Here is a 16883-nt window from a genome sequence, read left to right on the forward strand (position 1 = left end):
TGAGGGCTCATAACGCGCTTAACTGCGACCCAGTTGGGGAAGCCCGGGGCTTAGTGGCCCTGGAATGCCTCAGCCAGCCACCACGATCCGCCGTCAGAGGCGATCTTGGCGTCGATGACCAACGGCCTGTCCTGCGTTCCGGCAGCGTACGCCTCCAGCCACGGCTGGGCTGCGGCCAGATCGCCCACGGTCCTTACAGTGACACCCTCCGCCCCGAACCCCCGCGCGATTGCTGCGATGTCCGTGTCCGGGAACACGACGCTGGACAGGTCCTGCTCGGGATGACCTGATACGAAGTGGTGTACCTCTGCCCCGTACGCCGCGTCGTTGTACACGATGCAGACCAGCGGCAGCTTCATCCGGACAGCGGTTTCGAGTTCGCTGATGCCCATGAGGAAACCGCCGTCGCCGGCACCGAGCACCGGCAAGCGGCCCGGTTGCGCCACGGCGGCCCCGATCGCCGTGTACAGCCCCAACCCGATCGCTTGGAATGCTTGTGTGAAGCAGAACCCAAACTCATCCGGGACGGCGAGGTACTGGCTGGGATAGCCCATGAAGTTGCCTGAATCCACGGACACGATCCGCTCGATGGGCAGCATCGAATCCAGTTCCCGGGTCAGGACGCGTGGGTCGATCCGTGATTCGGTCGACACATCCTGGATGGCGACGTCGCGCCAGCGCGAGCGCTCCTTGATGGCCGTCGCATTGGCCTCCGTGCGGTACTTTTCCACCGGTTCTGCCTGCACGGAACGCAGCGCCGCCAAAGCATCCGTGGCGGTCAGGGCGGCATCCCCCAGCACGCCCAGCGAGATGGGACGATTGGCACCCAGCGAGGCATTCTCGACGTCGATCTGCACCACTTTGGTGCCCGGCGAAATCAGCCGCCCGTGCCGCATGGTCCACATATTCAGCGTGCAGCCCCATCCAACAATCAGGTCGGCTCCACTGATGAGCTCCGCGGTCACAGGCGAGGAGAAGCCCCCGGAAATTCCGAGGTTGTGCGGATCGCCGTTAAACAGGCCGCTCGCCACCGCGGAAGTAGCCACCAAGGCACCGGCATGCCGAGCCAGAACCAGGATCTCCTCCCGGGCACCCCGTCCGCCACGCCCGGCCACGAACACCGGCCGGTCAGCCCCGGCGATCAACGCCACCAGCTGCTGAACCGCGGCAACGTCCGCCCGCACCTTCAAAGGGACAGGCACGACGGCGGCACCCACCTCGTCTGCGGCGGTTCCACTTTGGATGTCCAGCGGCAAGCTGAGGACCACGGTGCGCCGTTCGTTGACGGCCGTGCGGAATGCCCGGACCGTATCCGCGACGGCCGAGGCGGGCGAGTGAATCCTTTCGGCCACCGCCCCGACACTGCGGGCCAAGGCATCCTGGTCGATCTTGAAATTGGACCTGGTGGCGGCTGCCTGGGTGTCTGCGGTCAGGACGATCATGGGGGTGCGGCTTTTCGCGGCTTCTCCTACGCCGGTGATGGCGTTGGTGAGTCCACAGCCTTGGTGGGTGGTGACTACGCCAACCTTGCCGGACATCCGCCCGTAAGCGTCGGCCATGGTGGCGGCACCACCTTCGTGCCGTGCAGCCGTAAAGGGGATACCTTCGGCCATGAGCGTGCCGGTGACATCGAAGTTGCCGCTGCCCACCACCCCGAAGACATGCCCGACGCCGAGCTTGGCCAACGTTCGTCCGACCAGAGTGGAAACTCTGACCGATTCCAGTTCCGCGCTCATGCGTGCTCTACCAGCGCATACACGCGGCTGGGGCTTCCCGTGCCACCAACGATGGGCAGCGGGGCAACCACCAACGTGGCGCCCGTGACGGGGAGCCGGTCCACGTTCCGCAGCGACGTCACACCGTACTTGTCCGCGCCCAGCAGGAAGGAGTGGACCGGGAACATCGGATCCAAGGCGCCGGCCTGCCCGGCGTCGATGCCCACGGTTTCCACGCCAAAACCGCTGATCGATGCGTTGCCCGCAAGCCACTTGGCACCCGCCGCGGAGACCCCGGGAGTGTGGGGACCGGCGTCGTCCGCGTTGACGAAAGCTGCAGCGTCCCCGCCACGGGCCGCCCATCCCGTGCGGAAGATGACCCAGCAGTTCTCCGGAAAGAGCCCATGCTCGGCCTGCCACTGCTCAAAGTGCTCGGGTTCCAGGAGGAAGTCCGGATCAGCAGCAGCCTCGGCTGTCTTATCAATCACCACCAGCGGTCCCACCAGGCGATGGGGTTCGATCTTGTCCACTGACTTGCCGTCCTTGCCGGTGATCCAGTGGACCGGGGCGTCCAGGTGCGTCCCTGCGTGCTCACCCACGGTGACGTCGTTCCACGCCCAGGCCGGTCCGGCGTCGTCGAAATTGCTGACCGGTGAGACGGACAATCCAACCGTGTTCGCGAACGGCTGCGGAAGGTTCAGGATGGGTGTTTCGGAGCTGAGCGGGGTGGTGAGGTCGATAATCTCCACCGAGCCATTCGAAAGGGCTGCTGTGAGCCCGGCCAGAACAGACATTTGTTCTCCTATCGCGTGGTGTTCTTGGATCGTTTGGTTGTAAGGCGCTGCGCCGCAAGGTGGCCGGACCCGCCCGACAGGCCCGGTCCCGGGTGGGTCGACGCGCCGATGTGCCAGAGACCCTTGATATATGTTTGATGCCCAGCGGCCTGCGGGAACGGGCGCCACAAAAGGTTTTGGAAGAGCTCCGCAGAACCGCCGTAGGGATCGCCGTGGACTGCATTCGGATTGGCAGCCGCGAGGTCCGTGGGGGCGATGATGTCCGAAGCGAGCACGCTTGCCCGGGTTCCGGGGGCGAACTGTTCCAAGCGGTCAAGGACGCGTTCCAGGTACGCCTCCTTGAGCTCCGGAGTCCAGCCTTCGGCCACGGAGAGCCCGCCCGCCCCGTCCCCTACGGGCGAGAACGGTACCTCCTGGAGTTGCAGCCAAAGCGTGGCCTTGCCCTCGGGAGCCCGGGACGGGTCGAGCACGTACTGCTGGCCCACCACGATGGTGGGTTCGGCGGGCAACAGCCCGGCCTCCGCTTGCGCGCAGGCGACGCCCGTGCTGTCGGCTCCGTTGCTGATATGGATCAGGGGGACCGTGTTGAGCCGGGGGTCGAGCCACTCCACCGGCTTATCCAAGGCAAGGTGGATCTGCATGGCACCACGGCCGTTCCGGTACCTGCGGGCACCCGCGGCGAGCCCGGCCGGGGCGCCGGGCAGCAGCCGCGTGTAGAGGGCCTGCGGCGACACGTTGGCCAGCACAGTAGCCGCCGGAACAATCCCCTGGGACGTCCGCACGCCGGTCACCGAGCCGGAAACGGAAAGGATCTCCCGGGCCTCGGCACCCAGCATGATCCGGACGCCATGATCACGCAGCAGCGACTCAAAGGCTTCTACGAACCGTGAGGCCCCGCCTTTCACCACGGGAAGGCCGAAGCCGTGCATGGTCATCGCCATGACGGGCAACATCACCCCGCCCGTTGCCTGGTCCGGACCAAGCCCGGCATGCAGGAGCCAAGGAGACCACAGCTGGTCCGCTTCCCAGCCGTCAAAGCGGCTGCGGAGGTAGTTGCGGCCGCTCATCAGGGCATCCCGGATGAACAGCTCATTTGCCTTGACACCACCTGTGCGGAGGGCACCGAATCCCAGTTTCACGAGGTCCTTCAGGGAACGCAACTCCGCTCCGAAGGCCCCGAACACGGTTCCGGAATGATGCCCAAGGTCATCGAGCATCGCGAGGTAGGCATTTTGGTCCCCTGGCTCCTTGAACGCCGCAGCAGTCACGGCCGGATCACGGTGTGCGATCACAACCCGGTGCCCGCCCGTTGGATCGGCGGCAACCGAGGCCGTCACCGCCGTGGAGGCGTTGCAGTACTCCAGACCCCGTGCGTGCAGTTCACTCCCCAAAGCGGCATAAGCTCCGCCGGATACGAAGAGCGGATGCCATGAAGAGAACGAGTCATGGATAAACCCGGGCAGCGTCCTTTCGCCGGAGTGGATGAAGCCACCCAGGCGGTCCGATTGCTCTATCAGGCAAACCTGCTGCCCGGCGATCGCCAGTTCCGCGGCGGCCACCAGCGAGTTGATACCGGAGCCTATGACGGCAACATCGTTCATGGATGGTCCTCTCAGAAGTCCGGGTGGCTGGCCGTCGCGTGGTACTTACCGCTGTGGAAGACAAGGGGAGAACCGCCGTCGCTGGTGTATTCCTCCACTTCGCCAACGTAGATCACATGGTCGCCCGCGTCGTGGCGCGACACCGTGCGGCACTGGAATGTTGCAACCGCGCCGTCCAGCAAGGGCACCCCGGCGATGCCCTCGGTGGTCTCCGCGCCGTCGAACTTGTCCGGGGACGGGGTGGCGAACTGCCTGGACAGGACGTGCTGGTCGCTGGCCAGGATGTTGATGGCAAAGTGTGAGGCTTCTTCGAAGTCAGCGAGGCTGGGAGCGCGTTTGCTGGGGCACCACAGCACCAACGGCGGTTCCATGGAGACGGAGGTGAAGGAGTTCGCCGTCATGCCGACCTTGCGGCCATCCGGCGAGACTGTGGTGACCACCGTGACGCCGGTGGCAAACTGTCCCAGTGCGTTGCGGAAATCGCGGACATCGAAAGCGGCGGAGTCCTCTTCTTTCCGTGCCTGCATGAAGTCAGCGGCCGCCGTCGGATCGAACCACCAGGGGTAGGACGTCCGCGGGTCGTCGAAACCGGCAACGATGCTTGCCGCCAAGGCCGGGTGCTCCGCGGCTTCCTTCAGCAAGGTGACCTGGTGGTCGCGTCGAGGCTTGAGCATGTCGTTGGTCCATGCGACCGACCACTGACCCCAGCCGCGCCAGAACTCGTCGAAAGTCCGCTCCATCCATTCCCGGTCGAACGGTTGCCGGCCGCGCCGGACGATCGAGTCGAGGTAGTACTTTGCCGCCAACGTGGCATTGTTGGAGCCTTGCCCCGTCAGCGGATCGTTGAGGACCACGGCATCGCCCAGCCCGAAGACCAGCCTGCCGTTCCCCAGTTCAGCCACGGCGGAACGCACCGTGGGGGTGATGCGGCCCAGGAGCGTGGCACCGTCGTCGGTCAGCTTTGCGTCCCGGAACGCGTCTGCCTCATGCGGGAAATGCTCCCGGAGAACCTCGAGCGACTTGGCCAGTTGCGCTTCAGGACTTACGACGCCGGTCCAGCAGTCCAGGGGGCCACCCACCACGCCTTCGAACACCATCATGCGGCAGGGGCCGGAGACTGTGAGGCCCGGGAAGGTAAAGAACTCGCCCACCCCGGGTGTCATCGACATCCGGACGGCGGCGGCAGCCCCGCCGTCGTCCTCTTCGCCGGGTGTCACGTAGTTCAGTGCCAGGACCCGCTGGGGACGGTCGAAAGGTGACTTTGCCTTGTCCCGGGGGAAGACCTGGCCGATCTCACCCTTGCCGGTACTGACGATGACGAGTTCGTAGCCGCGGGACAGTTCCTCGAGCATCCGGGGCGTGACTTTCTCGATCCGGAAGTCCCCGCCCGCGGCGATGAAGCGATCGATCCAATGCGCGCTCTTGATGCGCTGGTCGATCGACCTGGCCGGGCCGTCCAATGAAGCTTCCCATTCGATGGCCTCGCCTTCGTGGGCCACGTGGACCCGGATGGACGTGATGGGAGGGGCCGCTCCGGTGACCTGCGGTGTTGTTCCCATTTGGGCCTCTGCGTCGAGGGCCGTGGAGAACATGCACTGGCTGGACATGACTTTTCCGGCGCGGATCTGGGCGGCGGAGCGGTCGGAGAACAGCGTCACGGCGTAGCCCTCCCGTTGGAGGCCCAGGGCCAATTGGGCGCCGGATTCGCCGGCTCCGATGATTGCAATGCTGCGCATGGTGGATCCTTAGTGGCAGGGGTGTGCTATCAAACTTTGGCGGCCTCAAGGCTGGCCAGGTAGTCGGCAGCCCTGTCCGGGTACATGAACCATTCCTGGAACTCCGGCGGGTGGTTGAACCCGTTGGCGAAGCGGTGGGCGATCTCCGGGGCGGAGTTGGCTGCGCCCAGGAGTTCCAGGACGTGCGGCGGGGGAGGGGCCAGCAGCGCGTTGGTCCATTGGGCGACATGCTGTGCATAGTCCCAGTAGCGCTCGAAAGTGGCCTGCATGAAACCTGCGTCGAACGGTCCGCTGTGGCGGACGATGCTGTCCAGATAGGACGCCGCGCACTTGCTCGCGTTGTTGGAGCCCTGCCCGGTGATGGGATCGTTCAACACCACGACGTCGGCCAGGCCCAGTACCTGCCGGCCGCTGGGCAGCGTAGCGATCGGGTGGCGGACGGTGGGGGCGAAGCGGCCTTGGAGGATGCCGTTCGGGTCGGTCAGTTCCACGTCCTTGGCCCGCTCGGCTTCCCAAGGAAGGAAGGTCTTGAGGATGTTCTTGGACGTTTCCAGATGCTCCTCGGGAGTGAGGCCCTTCCAGACATCCATGGGGCCGCCGGGAACACCTTCGAACACCATGATCTCGCAGGGCCCTGTGGTGGTGAGTGCCGGAAAGACGAAGTATTCGCCCACGCCCGGGATGAGGTTGAAGGAGACCGCAGAGTAGTCCTCGCGGGGCGTGAGGCCCTTGACGTAGGTCAGCGCGAGGGCCCGCTGCGGGGTGTCATAGGTGCTGCGTTGGGCGTCGCGGGTGAACAGTTGGGCGATCTCGCCCTTGCCCGCTGCCACGATCACCAAATCCGAGTTCTGCGTGTACCGTTCCAGGTCCTCGACGCCGGCGTCCTCGAACACCAGCTCCCCGCCGCGCTGGGTGAATTCCTCCATGAACCGTGGGAACTTGACTCGCTGGTCGATGGACTTGGCGTGGTTATCCAGCCTGGAGGCCCAGCTGATGGCCTTTTCGCCGGGCAATTCCGGGTGGGGAATGGTGAAGGAAATGCCGTCCACCGTGGGTGCGTCGGGCCAGAAATCCAGCCCCAGGGCCCGCTCGTGTTCCAAGGCGTCATGGAAGATGCATTGGCTGGAAGCGACCTTGCCGTTGCGGATCTCCTCCGGCGTTCGGTTGGAGATGGTGGTGACCTGGAAGCCGGCATCCAACAGGCCGATGCCCAGTTGGAGGCCCGACTGGCCTGCACCGACGATCGTGATGTGGCGTTGCGTCATGGTGTTGGCTCTTTCTTCTCGTTTGAGTGGTTCATTCTGCGGCGAGGAGCGGGATGGTTTCCTCGGCCCGCTCGGGACCCAAGGCGGAGTAGCCGCCGTCGACGGCCCAATCGGCGCCGGTGACGAAACTTGCCTGGTCGCCGGCGAGGAAGGCGACGACGTCACCCACCTCGTGCGGGCGGCCTACCCGCTTGAGTGCGTGGAAAGGTGCAGCTACCGCGTCCGTTTTGTCCAGGTCCCCGTTGCTGAGCGTGTCCATGATGTTGCTCCACACCCAGCCGGGGCTGACCGAGTTGACCCGGATGCCATCCGGGGCAAAGTCCACGGCCATGCTGCGGGTGACCTGGACCAGTGCGGCTTTGCTGGCGGGGTAAAGCCAGCGGCCCGTCTGGGCGACGGAGCTGGAGATCGAGGTGAAGTTGATAATCACGCCGTGTCCCGACTTTGCCAGGTGTGGCCGGGCTGCGTTACCCGCCATCACCGCGCTGATGAGGTTGACGTTGAGGGCTTCCAGCCAGTCCGCCCGGCCTGATGCGGCTCCTTCGTCCTTGTAGGTGCACGCCAGATTGACGAGGATGTCCAGGCTTCCGTGCCGTGCCACGGTTTCTTCGATGAGTTCTCCCAGGGCGGCATCGTCGGTGATGTCTGTGTGGGCGTAGTGAATTCCTTCTCCGAGGGCTTTGGTGAGGGTTCCGCCGTCGGGGTTTATATCGGCGACCACCACTGTTGCGCCGGCATCCCGCAGGGCGGTGACCACCCCTTGTCCTACCTTGGTGGCACCTCCGGTGACAATCGCAGTTCTGCCGTTCAGTTCCGGCATGGCAAGCCTTTCTTGGTCGATGGTCGTGTTACGCAAATATGACGTGCGTCATATTTACTCTGAAAGTGACTCTAGGCGCCGGACCATGCACGGAATATCCACTTGGCGCAGCGGCTATCCGATCTGCGCAGAGTCCTCGTCCTCCTGGTGCCACCCTTCCCACGGCGCTGAAGTAAGCGGGGTGTCCTTCCGCAGGAGTTCAGCCGCCCACAAGGCGAAGTGGCTCCTGTCCCACTCTTCGCGGCGATCGTGGACGAGCTTAATGTTCTTCACTGTTCCCACCTTCCTTTCAACGTTGTGATGGTGTTGTGAGCTGGGTCATACTTGTCCTGAAAGCGACTCTAGGCAGCGGCTGCAGCCGGGGATATCCGCTGGGCGAGGAGATCATCCGAAAAGCGAAAATCCCGTGAAATGACCTCGTAGGGCAGGTGTTGGATGGTGAAGATGCTTCCCCGCGACGTACTTCGCGGGCAGCCGACGACGGCTACCAACGACGTCGACGAGGCTCACGCCAGAATTGCCGCGCTGTTCTGCAGCCATGAGTTGGCACCGCGGACGAGGACGTCCGCCGTGGAGATGAAGCTGCGCTCGATGCACCGTGGGGATGTGGGCATCGAGTTCCTGGATTATGGGTCAGATGTCCGCATTGATCCGGAGGGGCTGCAGGATTTCCATCTGGTCCAGATCCCGTTGGCGGGCCATGCGTCGATGCAGGTAGGGGCGCAGACGGTTGACTCCACGCCGCGCATGGCCACGGTGCCACCGATCGACAGGCCGTTTTCGATGTCCTGGGACAGTGGAAGTCCGCACCTCATCGTCTACGTGCGCCGTACTGCGCTGGAGCGGGTAGCGCTGGAACTGTACGGCCGGGAAGTCGGCGGGCTGGGCTACGGCATGGACCTCACGAGTGGAAGCGGCCGCGCTTTCCTGAGGTCCGTCGTCGAACTTCACGACGACCTGATCAGCAGGCCGGCGGCTGCCGCGCCCGTCTTCGTGCAGGGGCTGTTGGCGGACAGCATGATGTCCCGGCTGCTCATGGCGATGGAACCACCGGCGCCGGAGGTGCGCGCTGGTGAATCAGAAAGCCGGATTGTCCGCCAGTGCCGGGAGTTGCTGGAACGGCACGCCTTCGAGGAATTGACGGTGCCGGACATCGCCGAGTGCCTGGGTGTTTCCGTCCGGACCCTGCAGACCGCGCTCCGGGCCGAAACGGGTGCAACGCCGTCGGAGTTGCTGCGTTCAATCCGGCTTGACCGCGCCCGCGAGATGCTCCTGGACGCCAACCCCCGCGAACAGTCCGTCACCGCTGTTGCCGAGTTGTGCGGCTTCACGCATCAGGGCCGCTTTTCGGCGCTCTATCTGCAGACTTTCGGTGAGCTGCCGTCGGAGAGCCTCCGCCGCTGACCCAACTGGGTCGCATTTGTGCGCGTTTTCAGCGCTCAAAACGCGCACAAATGCGACCCAGTTGGGTGCTAGGCCTCCAGCACGTACGTCTTCAGGTCGTCCAGCGTCTGCTGCATGTGGGCGTCCATGGCGAGCCGGGCGTCGTGGGGGTTCCGGGATGACAGGGCTGCCGCAATTTTCCGGTGGTGTCCGATTGCATGCGCTTGGATCTCCGGCACTGCCGATGTCTGGGCCCGCCGGGCTTCCAGGACTCGGTGCAGCGGCTCAAACAGGACCGCCACGAAGATGTTGCCGGAGGCGTGGAGGATGACATCGTGGAAGGCGAGATCGGCCTCTACGAAAGCTGCAAGATCGTTGACCTCGTGCGCCGCCTGCATCTTCTCCACATGGTCCGCGAGAACCGCGAGGTCCTCATCGGAGATTCGCTCAGCCGCAAGTTCGCAGGCGCCGGTTTCCAACATCCGGCGCAGCTCAATCAGCTGGATGGCTGCTTCCGCGTCCTTGGTTCCTTCGGAGGCGGCCCGCAGTACAGCCTCCAGCGACGCCCACTGATTGAGGGGGTTGACGAATGTCCCGCGGCCCCGCTCAACACTGAGGATCCGCTGGGCCTCAAGGGTCTTCATGGCTTCGCGCACGGTCATGCGGCTTACCTCGTGCCGGGCGCTGAGCTCCAGCTCACCGGGGACCACTGTGCCCGGGGGAAATTCCCCCGCGACGATCCTGTCCAGCAGCTCATCAGCAACGACGCCGACCAGCGACTTGCGTGCCATGTGTCCCCATTTCTGTACTTCAGGCCGCGCACCCCAGGGTTCCCCGTGGGCGGGATGGATGTCAGACATCTTACGCTGGCGATGGCAGGCTTGTTCTCCAGAATTCGTTCAATGTCGCCGCGCATTCGCCGGGCTGTTCCCAGTGGACGCTGTGGCCGGCATTGGGTATCGCGCGCAAACGCCGCCCCGGGGCTGCCGCGACGAACGACTCCATCTGTTCGATCGGCCGCACCCGGTCCCCGGCTCCGGCGATCACCAGCAGCGGCGCGTGGACGCGCCCGGGTACTGTAGGTTCGACGCCGGTCATGGCCGCCTTCGCGCTGGCGGCAAGAACAGGGAAGGGCGCATCAAACCCTCTGCCAAGCCGCTCGCTGTCCTCCGCGGAGAGCTCCCCGTACCAGGCCTCCATGCACTTCCGGATGGTGGCGGCATCAAAATATCCCTGCTCCACCTGCTGCCGGATCAGGTTCCTGAAGCCAGCGTTTGGGGGTGCCGGAACCATGCCCACCAAAGCTATGGAGGCGACTTTTTCCGGCCACGCCGCAGCGAGGGTCAATGCAACGCTGCCGCCCATGGAGTGGCCCACCAGATGCACCCCATCGGCTCCCAGGGATTCCAGGGTCGCTGCAACCGATGCTGCTGCCGAGTCCAAGGTCCATTCGAATCCGGCAGGAAGGTCCTGGCCACGGCGGTAGCCGGGCAGGTCCAGGATCCACACTGTTTGTCCGGCGGCGAGGAGGAAGGCAGTCAGTGGCTCCCAGTAGGTGGAGCCCGAAGCCCAGCCGTGGATGAGCACTGCCGGGGGCTGGACGGCCGAAGCCCCTGAGGGCTCGCGTTTGTCAACGAAGCAGTGCGGCACGCCGGTGTCAGCCATGGACCCAGCCTAGTGAGCACGGCCATCTTGCGCCGGGAAGAGCCGTATGTCACACTGGCATTCAAATGTTAGATGTCTGACATCTTACATTCACAAAACTGCCCCACAGATTTCCCACGATGGAGTGTCCCGTGATCCTAGAAGCCGACGTCCTGGCCGCCTTCCCGGCTGAAGTCCAGATCCCCGCTCAGCTCGTGGCCGACGCCGTTGCAGAGTCTTCGGCAAGCAGCCCCCGCGTCCTGGTCGTCCTGGATGACGACCCCACGGGCACCCAGTCCGTTGCGGACCTTGCCGTGCTGACGCGCTGGGACGTGGAGGACTTCTCCTGGGCGTTCTCGCATATCAGCGGGAACCAGACCAAGCCCGCCGTCTACGTCCTGACCAACACGCGCAGCCTGGACCCGGCCGAAGCCGCCGCCCGCAACGAGGAGATCGTCCGCAACGCCCTCGCCGCAGCCGCTGCTGCCGGACTGAGCCTCGGTTTTGTCAGCCGCAGCGACTCCACCCTCCGCGGCCACTACCCACTGGAACCGGACGTCATCGCGGCGACCGTCGCCGCCGAAACCGGCGAAGCCACCGACGGCGTCGTCATCGTCCCGGCATTTCCCGACGCCGGCCGCGTCACCATCGGCGGTGTGCACTACATGCGCGCCTCCGGAGAAGATGCCGGCGCCCTCACCCCGGTGGCCGGGACCGAATTCGCCAAGGACGCTACGTTCGGGTTCGCCAACTCCGAGATGGCCAAGTACGTGGAAGAGAAATCAAAGGGACGCTTCGCCGCAGAGAACGTCATTGTCCTGGACCTGAACATCATCCGCGCAGGTGCAGCCGCCAACGACCCCGCAATCTCCGCGAAGGCCATTGCCGACGCCATCGAACCGGCCACGGACTCCACCCCGATCGTGGCTGACATCGTCACCGAAAACGACTTCCGGGCCTTGGCCCTTGGCCTCGAGGAGGCCGAACGACGTGGCAAGAAGCTCCTGTACCGCGTGGGCCCGCCGTTCGTCCGTGGCCGCATCGGCCAGGACATCCGTGAAGCCCTCACCGGCGAGGAAGCCTACGCCGGAAACAGCCCCTCCACCGCCGGTGGCCTGATCGTAGTCGGTTCCCACGTGGGCCTGACCACCCGCCAGCTCAACGTCCTCACCGCGGAACACGGCTCGGCAAAAATCATCGAGATCGATGTCGAGAAATTGCTCGCCGCCGGGACCGAAGCGGCAGCCGATGCCTTCATCGGAACCGTCGTGTCCGACGTCGTTGCTGCCCTCCGCGAAGGCGACGTGATCGTGCACACCAGCCGCCTGCTCATCAAGACCGACGACCCCGCGGCCAGCCTGGAGATCGCCCGCAAGGTCTCCGCCGCCGTCGTATCCGTGGTGAACCGGACCCTGAAGACGTTCCCACCGCGGTTCGTCATCGCCAAGGGTGGCATCACCTCCTCCGACGTCGCCGCGCACGGTCTGGAAATCCGGCATGCGATCGTCCGCGGACCCATGCTCCCGGGCATTGTCTCGCTCTGGGAACCGGTGGACGGTCCGGCCAAGGGCATCCCCTACATCGTCTTCGCCGGCAACGTGGGCGACGACCAGTCCCTCGCCCAGGTCACGCGCAAGCTCAGCGCCACTTTCTAACTGCACGTCCCCACCAGGAAATTCAATGGAGAACACCATGACCAGCAACTACACCGTTACCGTCCTCGGCCTCGGAGCCATGGGCCTGCCGATGGCGACCCGCCTCGCCTCGCAGCTGACCGTCCACGGCTTCGACATCGCCCAAGCCCGCCTGGAACTGGCAGCAGAAGCCGGCATCAAGACGTTCGCCTCCGCCCGCGAAGCCTCCCAGGACGCCGACGCACTGCTCCTTGCCGTCCGCAACGGCGAACAGCTCAACGATGTCCTCTTCGGAGAGAACGGCGTGGCATCCGTCCTGAAGCCGGGCGCGGTCGTGATCCTCGGCAGCACTGTGGGCACCGAAGCCATCCCGGCCACGGTCGCTAAGTTGGCTGAGTACGGCGTTGCCCTGGTTGATGCTCCGCTGTCCGGTGGCCCGAAGCGTGCCGGCGAAGGCGACCTCCTGATTGTCGTCGGCGCCGAGCCTGAAGCCCTCGAAAAGGCCCGCCCGGCGCTCGAACTGCTGGCCTCCACCCTGAGCATCGTGGGCGACAAGCCCGGAGACGGCCAGGCCCTCAAGACCGTCAACCAGTTGCTTTGCGGTGTGCACATCGCCGCCGCAGCAGAGGCCATGGCCCTGGCGGACGCCCTTGGCCTGGACCAGGCGAAGACCCTCGCCGCCCTCGAAGCCGGCGCGGCAGGTTCGTTCATGCTCTCCAACCGCGGCCCCCGCATCCTGGAGGCCTACACCGAAGAAGGCGCAGAAGTTCTCAGCCGCCTCGACATCTTCGTCAAGGACATGGGCATCGTGGGCAAGGCGACCCGTGCTGCCGGTCTGGCTGCGCCCGTCGCCGCCGCTGCCGAACAGCTTTACCTCCTCGGCCAGGCCCAAGGCCTCGCCGCTGCTGACGACTCCGCCGTCATCAAGGTTGTCGCGCCCGAGAAGCGCACCGCCTAAGCACCCCTGTAAAACCCGCGACGACGGCGGTCCCCCCTTCGCCGTCGTCGCCCCTTTTCGCCGGTCTTCTAGACTGGTATGTCAAAGGAGACACTCCCCAAATGAATCCCCTCATCAATTCGCTGATGGTCCGCGCCGCCGATGCGCCGCCTATCAAGCCGGCCGTGGAGCTGGGCACTCCGCTGCTGCTGACCATCGCCGCCGCGGGCATCGCACTGCTGCTGGTGCTGATCATCCGCTTCAAGATCCAGGCCTTCGTGGCCCTGCTCGCCGTCAGCATCCTGGTGGGTATTGCCGCGCAGATTCCGCTCAAGGACATCTTTACCGTGGTGACCACAGGTGTCGGCAGCACCATGGGCAAGGTGGCGCTGTTGATCGCCCTAGGCGCGATCCTCGGCCGCATGATCGAAGTTTCCGGCGGCGTGCAGTCGCTCGCGACGCACTTCACGGAGAAACTCGGTGCCAAGCGGGTCGCGGTGGCATTGACCGCGGTGGGCTTCCTGGTCGCCATCCCCGTCTTCTTCGAGGTCGGCGTGATCGTGCTCGTGCCGATCGTCTATGCCTTCGCCAAGATCGCCAAGGTCCACCCGATCAAGTTCGGCCTCCCGATGGCCGGCATCATGCTGTCCATCCACGTCGCCGTCCCGCCGCACCCCGGTATTGTTGCCGGCGCCGGTGTCTTTGGTGCGGACATCGGACTCATCACCCTGATCTCCCTGATTATCTGTGTGCCGCTGGGTTTCCTGTCCTACTGGGTTGCCAGCATCATGAACCGCAAGGACTACGAGCTCCTTCCCGGTGTGAAGCAGCAGGTGGACGAGTTCGGCTCCGATTCCCTGGTCCACGCTGGCCACGACGGCCCCGGTGCCCGCGCCATCGCTCCGCCGCGTCCAGGCCTCATCATGTTCCTCATCGCCGCTCCGATCGTGCAGATCCTCCTCGGCACCGTGGGTACGCTCACCCTGCCCAAGGACAACTACTGGTACGGCGTTGCGGCCTTCATCGGCAACCCGTTCTTTGCCCTCCTGGTGGCCGTGGCCCTGTCTTTCTTCCTGCTGGCAGTGCGCCGTCACTGGTCGCTCAAGGAAACGGGCGAGATCTTCGAAGGGGCATTGCCTCCCATCGCCTCGATCCTCATGGTGGTTGCAGCCGGTGGCGTATTCGGTGAAGTCCTTCGCACCTCCGGCATCGGCGCCGCGTTGTCCCACACGCTGGACAGCCTGGGCCTTCCGGTGATCGTGCTCGGCTTCATCATCTCCTTGGCACTCCGTGCGGCCCAGGGTTCCGCCACCGTCGCCATCGTGACGACCACGGGCCTGCTCACCTCCGCCGTCATGGAAGGCGGCTACTCGCCCGCCCAGATCGCCGTAATCGTGATCGCCATCGGCTTCGGTTCGCTGGGCCTTTCGCACGTGACCGACGCCGGTTTCTGGACCGTCATCCGCTACTACGGCCTCACCGTGTCCGACGGTCTCAAGACCTGGACCGTCCTCACCACCATCCTTGGCCTGGCCGGCTTCGTGCTGACCTACGTGGCCTGGATCCTGGTGGGAGGCCTGGCCCACTGATGCGCACCACACTCGACCAGCTGGTTTCGTCCGCCCTTGCCTCCGGCTCAGCGGTCCCCGCCTTCACCTGCTACGACTTCACCACTGCACTGGCCGTGGTGTCCGCAGCGGAAGAGGCCCGCCTCGGTGTGATCCTGCTGGTCGCACCGAAGACAGCAGCCACCCCCAACGGGCAGCGGCTCATTACCGCTCTCCGAGGCCTGGCGGACAGCGCCTCCGTCCCGGTTTCAGTGCAACTCGACCACGCTTCGGACCTTCCGGTGATCCTCGACTCCGTGGCAGCCGGCGCCGATGCGGTGCTGGCGGACGGTTCGTCCCTGGCCTACGAGGACAACATCGCGCTGGTTCGTCGCGTCCGCGCGGCCCTGGACGGCGCCGGCCACACGGGCATCGTGATCGAAGCCGAACTCGGCGGCCTGGCCGGTGACGAGGACAAGGCCTTCGGTGCTGAAACGCCCGACGCCGGCACTCCGGTTGCGGGCCTCACCGACCCTGGCCAGGTGGCCGACTTCGTGGAACGCACCGGTGCGCAATTGCTCGCCGTTGCCGTGGGAAATGTGCATGGAAAGTACAAGGGCGAACCCAACATCCGGTGGGATGTGCTGCAGGATGTCGCCTCACGCACGGACGTGCCGCTGGTGCTCCATGGGGCCTCCGGGATCCCCGCGGCCGAACTTGCCAAGGCTCCTTCCCTGCACGTGGGCAAGGTGAATTTCAACACCGAACTCCGCACGGGCATCCTGCAGACGCTTGAGACTGAAACTGCTCCGCACCGCGCCGACGGGGAGAATCTCCAAGGCCTGCTGGGCCGCTGGAACGCATCGGCAGCGGCCTTCGCGGGCTCCACGCTGGACATGCTGAGCGCCTGACGCTGAAGCGCCAAATCACGGGAGGCTAGGATCAACACATGATCCTGGCCTCCCTGATTTTTGCCCTGGTGGCAGCCCTCCTGCATGTGTACATCTTCACCATGGAATCCATTACCTGGACCAAGCCGGCAACGTGGAAGCGCTTCAGCCTCACGTCCCAGGCAGACGCCGAAACCACCAAACCGCTGGCTTACAACCAGGGCTTCTACAACCTGTTCCTGGCCATCGGTGCGCTGGCAGGCATCGTGGCCGTCTGGGCCGGCTCACCGCAGGTGGGATGGACGCTGGTCTTCAGTTCTTGTGGCTCCATGCTGCTGGCTGCGCTGGTTCTCGCGGCCAGCGGACGGAAGTACCTCCGCGCAGCGGTGCTGCAGGGAACTACGCCGTTGCTAGCCGTCGTGCTGGGAATCCTGGCCATAACGCTGGGGTAGCCCACGGCAGTCCGTAAAGCACGCGTGTACTAGGAAGCCGGCGGACCGTCCTGGGCGGCGGTTTCGTCCATCCAGAGGACTTCCCAGTGGTGGCCGTCCAGATCCCGGAACGCCCGGCTGTACATGAAGCCAAGATCCTGCGCGTCATAGGTTTCCGAGCCGCCGGCTTCCAACGCCTTGGTGGCCAGCTCGTCCACGGCTTCCCGGCTGTCCGCAGACAGGGCAAGGATGGCAGCGGTGGATGCCTGCGTATCTGCGATCGGCTGCTTGGTGAACTCGCTGAACTTGGCGTGCGTCAACAGCATGGTGTAAATCGTGTCGCTGAAGACGACGCAGGCCGCCGTGTCATCCGTGAAGTTCGGGTTGATCGTGTAGCCCAGCGCCGTGTAGAACGACTTGGACGCCTCAAGGTCGCGGACAGGCAGATTCACAAAAATAGAGGTTGTCATGGGTCTGATCCTGCCG

16 protein-coding genes are annotated in these 16883 nt (G+C 64.9%); 6 read left to right on the top strand and 10 right to left on the bottom strand.

The features are described 5' to 3' along the window. Window positions 1-50 precede the first annotated feature (50 nt). The 7 genes from ACPFL9_RS01495 to ACPFL9_RS01525 form a co-directional block, all read right to left on the bottom strand. The gene (locus tag ACPFL9_RS01495) at window positions 51-1736 is read right to left on the bottom strand and encodes a thiamine pyrophosphate-binding protein (protein ID WP_426005397.1); all 1686 of its coding nucleotides are present in this window, start codon (window positions 1734-1736) and stop codon (window positions 51-53) included. Further along, window positions 1733-2509 carry a cyclase family protein gene (locus ACPFL9_RS01500; RefSeq protein WP_426005398.1) on the bottom strand — a complete coding sequence of 259 codons (777 nt, stop codon included), beginning with the start codon at window positions 2507-2509 and terminating at the stop codon, window positions 1733-1735. Before ACPFL9_RS01500 ends, ACPFL9_RS01495 begins: the two co-directional genes overlap by 4 nt. Before the next feature lie 8 nt (window positions 2510-2517). After that, window positions 2518-4110, bottom strand: a complete 1593-nt coding sequence (locus ACPFL9_RS01505; protein ID WP_426005399.1) for a phytoene desaturase family protein — start codon at window positions 4108-4110, stop codon at window positions 2518-2520. Between the two features lie 11 nt (window positions 4111-4121). After that, on the bottom strand, window positions 4122-5846 hold the full coding sequence (locus ACPFL9_RS01510) for a flavin reductase (protein ID WP_426005400.1): 1725 nt from the start codon (window positions 5844-5846) through the stop codon (window positions 4122-4124). A gap of 29 nt (window positions 5847-5875) precedes the next feature. After that, the gene (locus tag ACPFL9_RS01515; protein ID WP_426005402.1) at window positions 5876-7111 is read right to left on the bottom strand and encodes a styrene monooxygenase/indole monooxygenase family protein; all 1236 of its coding nucleotides are present in this window, start codon (window positions 7109-7111) and stop codon (window positions 5876-5878) included. A gap of 31 nt (window positions 7112-7142) precedes the next feature. Further along, window positions 7143-7931, bottom strand: a complete 789-nt coding sequence (locus ACPFL9_RS01520) for an SDR family oxidoreductase (protein ID WP_426005403.1) — start codon at window positions 7929-7931, stop codon at window positions 7143-7145. A 114-nt stretch (window positions 7932-8045) separates the two neighbouring features. Continuing rightward, on the bottom strand, window positions 8046-8204 hold the full coding sequence (locus ACPFL9_RS01525) for a hypothetical protein (protein ID WP_426005405.1): 159 nt from the start codon (window positions 8202-8204) through the stop codon (window positions 8046-8048). Between the two features lie 162 nt (window positions 8205-8366). Between ACPFL9_RS01525 and ACPFL9_RS01530 the strand changes: the two genes are divergently transcribed. Beyond that, the gene (locus ACPFL9_RS01530; RefSeq protein WP_426005406.1) at window positions 8367-9335 is read left to right on the top strand and encodes an AraC family transcriptional regulator; all 969 of its coding nucleotides are present in this window, start codon (window positions 8367-8369) and stop codon (window positions 9333-9335) included. Between the two features lie 68 nt (window positions 9336-9403). Here ACPFL9_RS01530 and ACPFL9_RS01535 read toward each other — a convergent pair whose 3' ends face one another. Further along, complete coding sequence (locus tag ACPFL9_RS01535; RefSeq protein WP_426005408.1) at window positions 9404-10105, bottom strand: FadR/GntR family transcriptional regulator; 702 nt, start codon at window positions 10103-10105, stop codon at window positions 9404-9406. A 70-nt stretch (window positions 10106-10175) separates the two neighbouring features. After that, entirely contained in the window at window positions 10176-10979 is an 804-nt protein-coding gene (locus ACPFL9_RS01540; protein WP_426005409.1) for an alpha/beta fold hydrolase, read from the bottom strand. Window positions 10980-11110: 131 nt separating this feature from the next. Here ACPFL9_RS01540 and ACPFL9_RS01545 point away from each other — a divergent pair, with 131 nt between their 5' ends. The 5 genes from ACPFL9_RS01545 (at window position 11111) to ACPFL9_RS01565 (ending at window position 16418) form a co-directional block, all read left to right on the top strand. After that, entirely contained in the window at window positions 11111-12613 is a 1503-nt protein-coding gene (locus tag ACPFL9_RS01545; protein ID WP_426005410.1) for a four-carbon acid sugar kinase family protein, read from the top strand. 37 nt (window positions 12614-12650) lie between these two features. After that, complete coding sequence (locus ACPFL9_RS01550; protein WP_426005411.1) at window positions 12651-13550, top strand: NAD(P)-dependent oxidoreductase; 900 nt, start codon at window positions 12651-12653, stop codon at window positions 13548-13550. Window positions 13551-13651: 101 nt separating this feature from the next. Beyond that, the gene (locus ACPFL9_RS01555) at window positions 13652-15118 is read left to right on the top strand and encodes a GntP family transporter (RefSeq protein WP_426005412.1); all 1467 of its coding nucleotides are present in this window, start codon (window positions 13652-13654) and stop codon (window positions 15116-15118) included. Continuing rightward, on the top strand, window positions 15118-15987 hold the full coding sequence (locus tag ACPFL9_RS01560; RefSeq protein ID WP_426005413.1) for a class II fructose-bisphosphate aldolase: 870 nt from the start codon (window positions 15118-15120) through the stop codon (window positions 15985-15987). The genes ACPFL9_RS01555 and ACPFL9_RS01560 overlap by 1 nt, the downstream gene beginning before the upstream one ends. Before the next feature lie 38 nt (window positions 15988-16025). Further along, a complete protein-coding gene (locus tag ACPFL9_RS01565) occupies window positions 16026-16418 on the top strand; it encodes a DUF1304 domain-containing protein (RefSeq protein ID WP_426005415.1) in 393 nt (130 codons plus the stop codon). Window positions 16419-16447: 29 nt separating this feature from the next. Here the strand turns inward: ACPFL9_RS01565 and ACPFL9_RS01570 are convergent, their stop codons facing one another. Next, window positions 16448-16867, bottom strand: a complete 420-nt coding sequence (locus tag ACPFL9_RS01570) for a VOC family protein (protein WP_426005416.1) — start codon at window positions 16865-16867, stop codon at window positions 16448-16450. Window positions 16868-16883 lie beyond the last annotated feature (16 nt).

Source organism: Paenarthrobacter sp. NyZ202, assembly GCF_049860755.1.
In the GTDB taxonomy this organism is placed as follows: domain Bacteria; phylum Actinomycetota; class Actinomycetes; order Actinomycetales; family Micrococcaceae; genus Arthrobacter.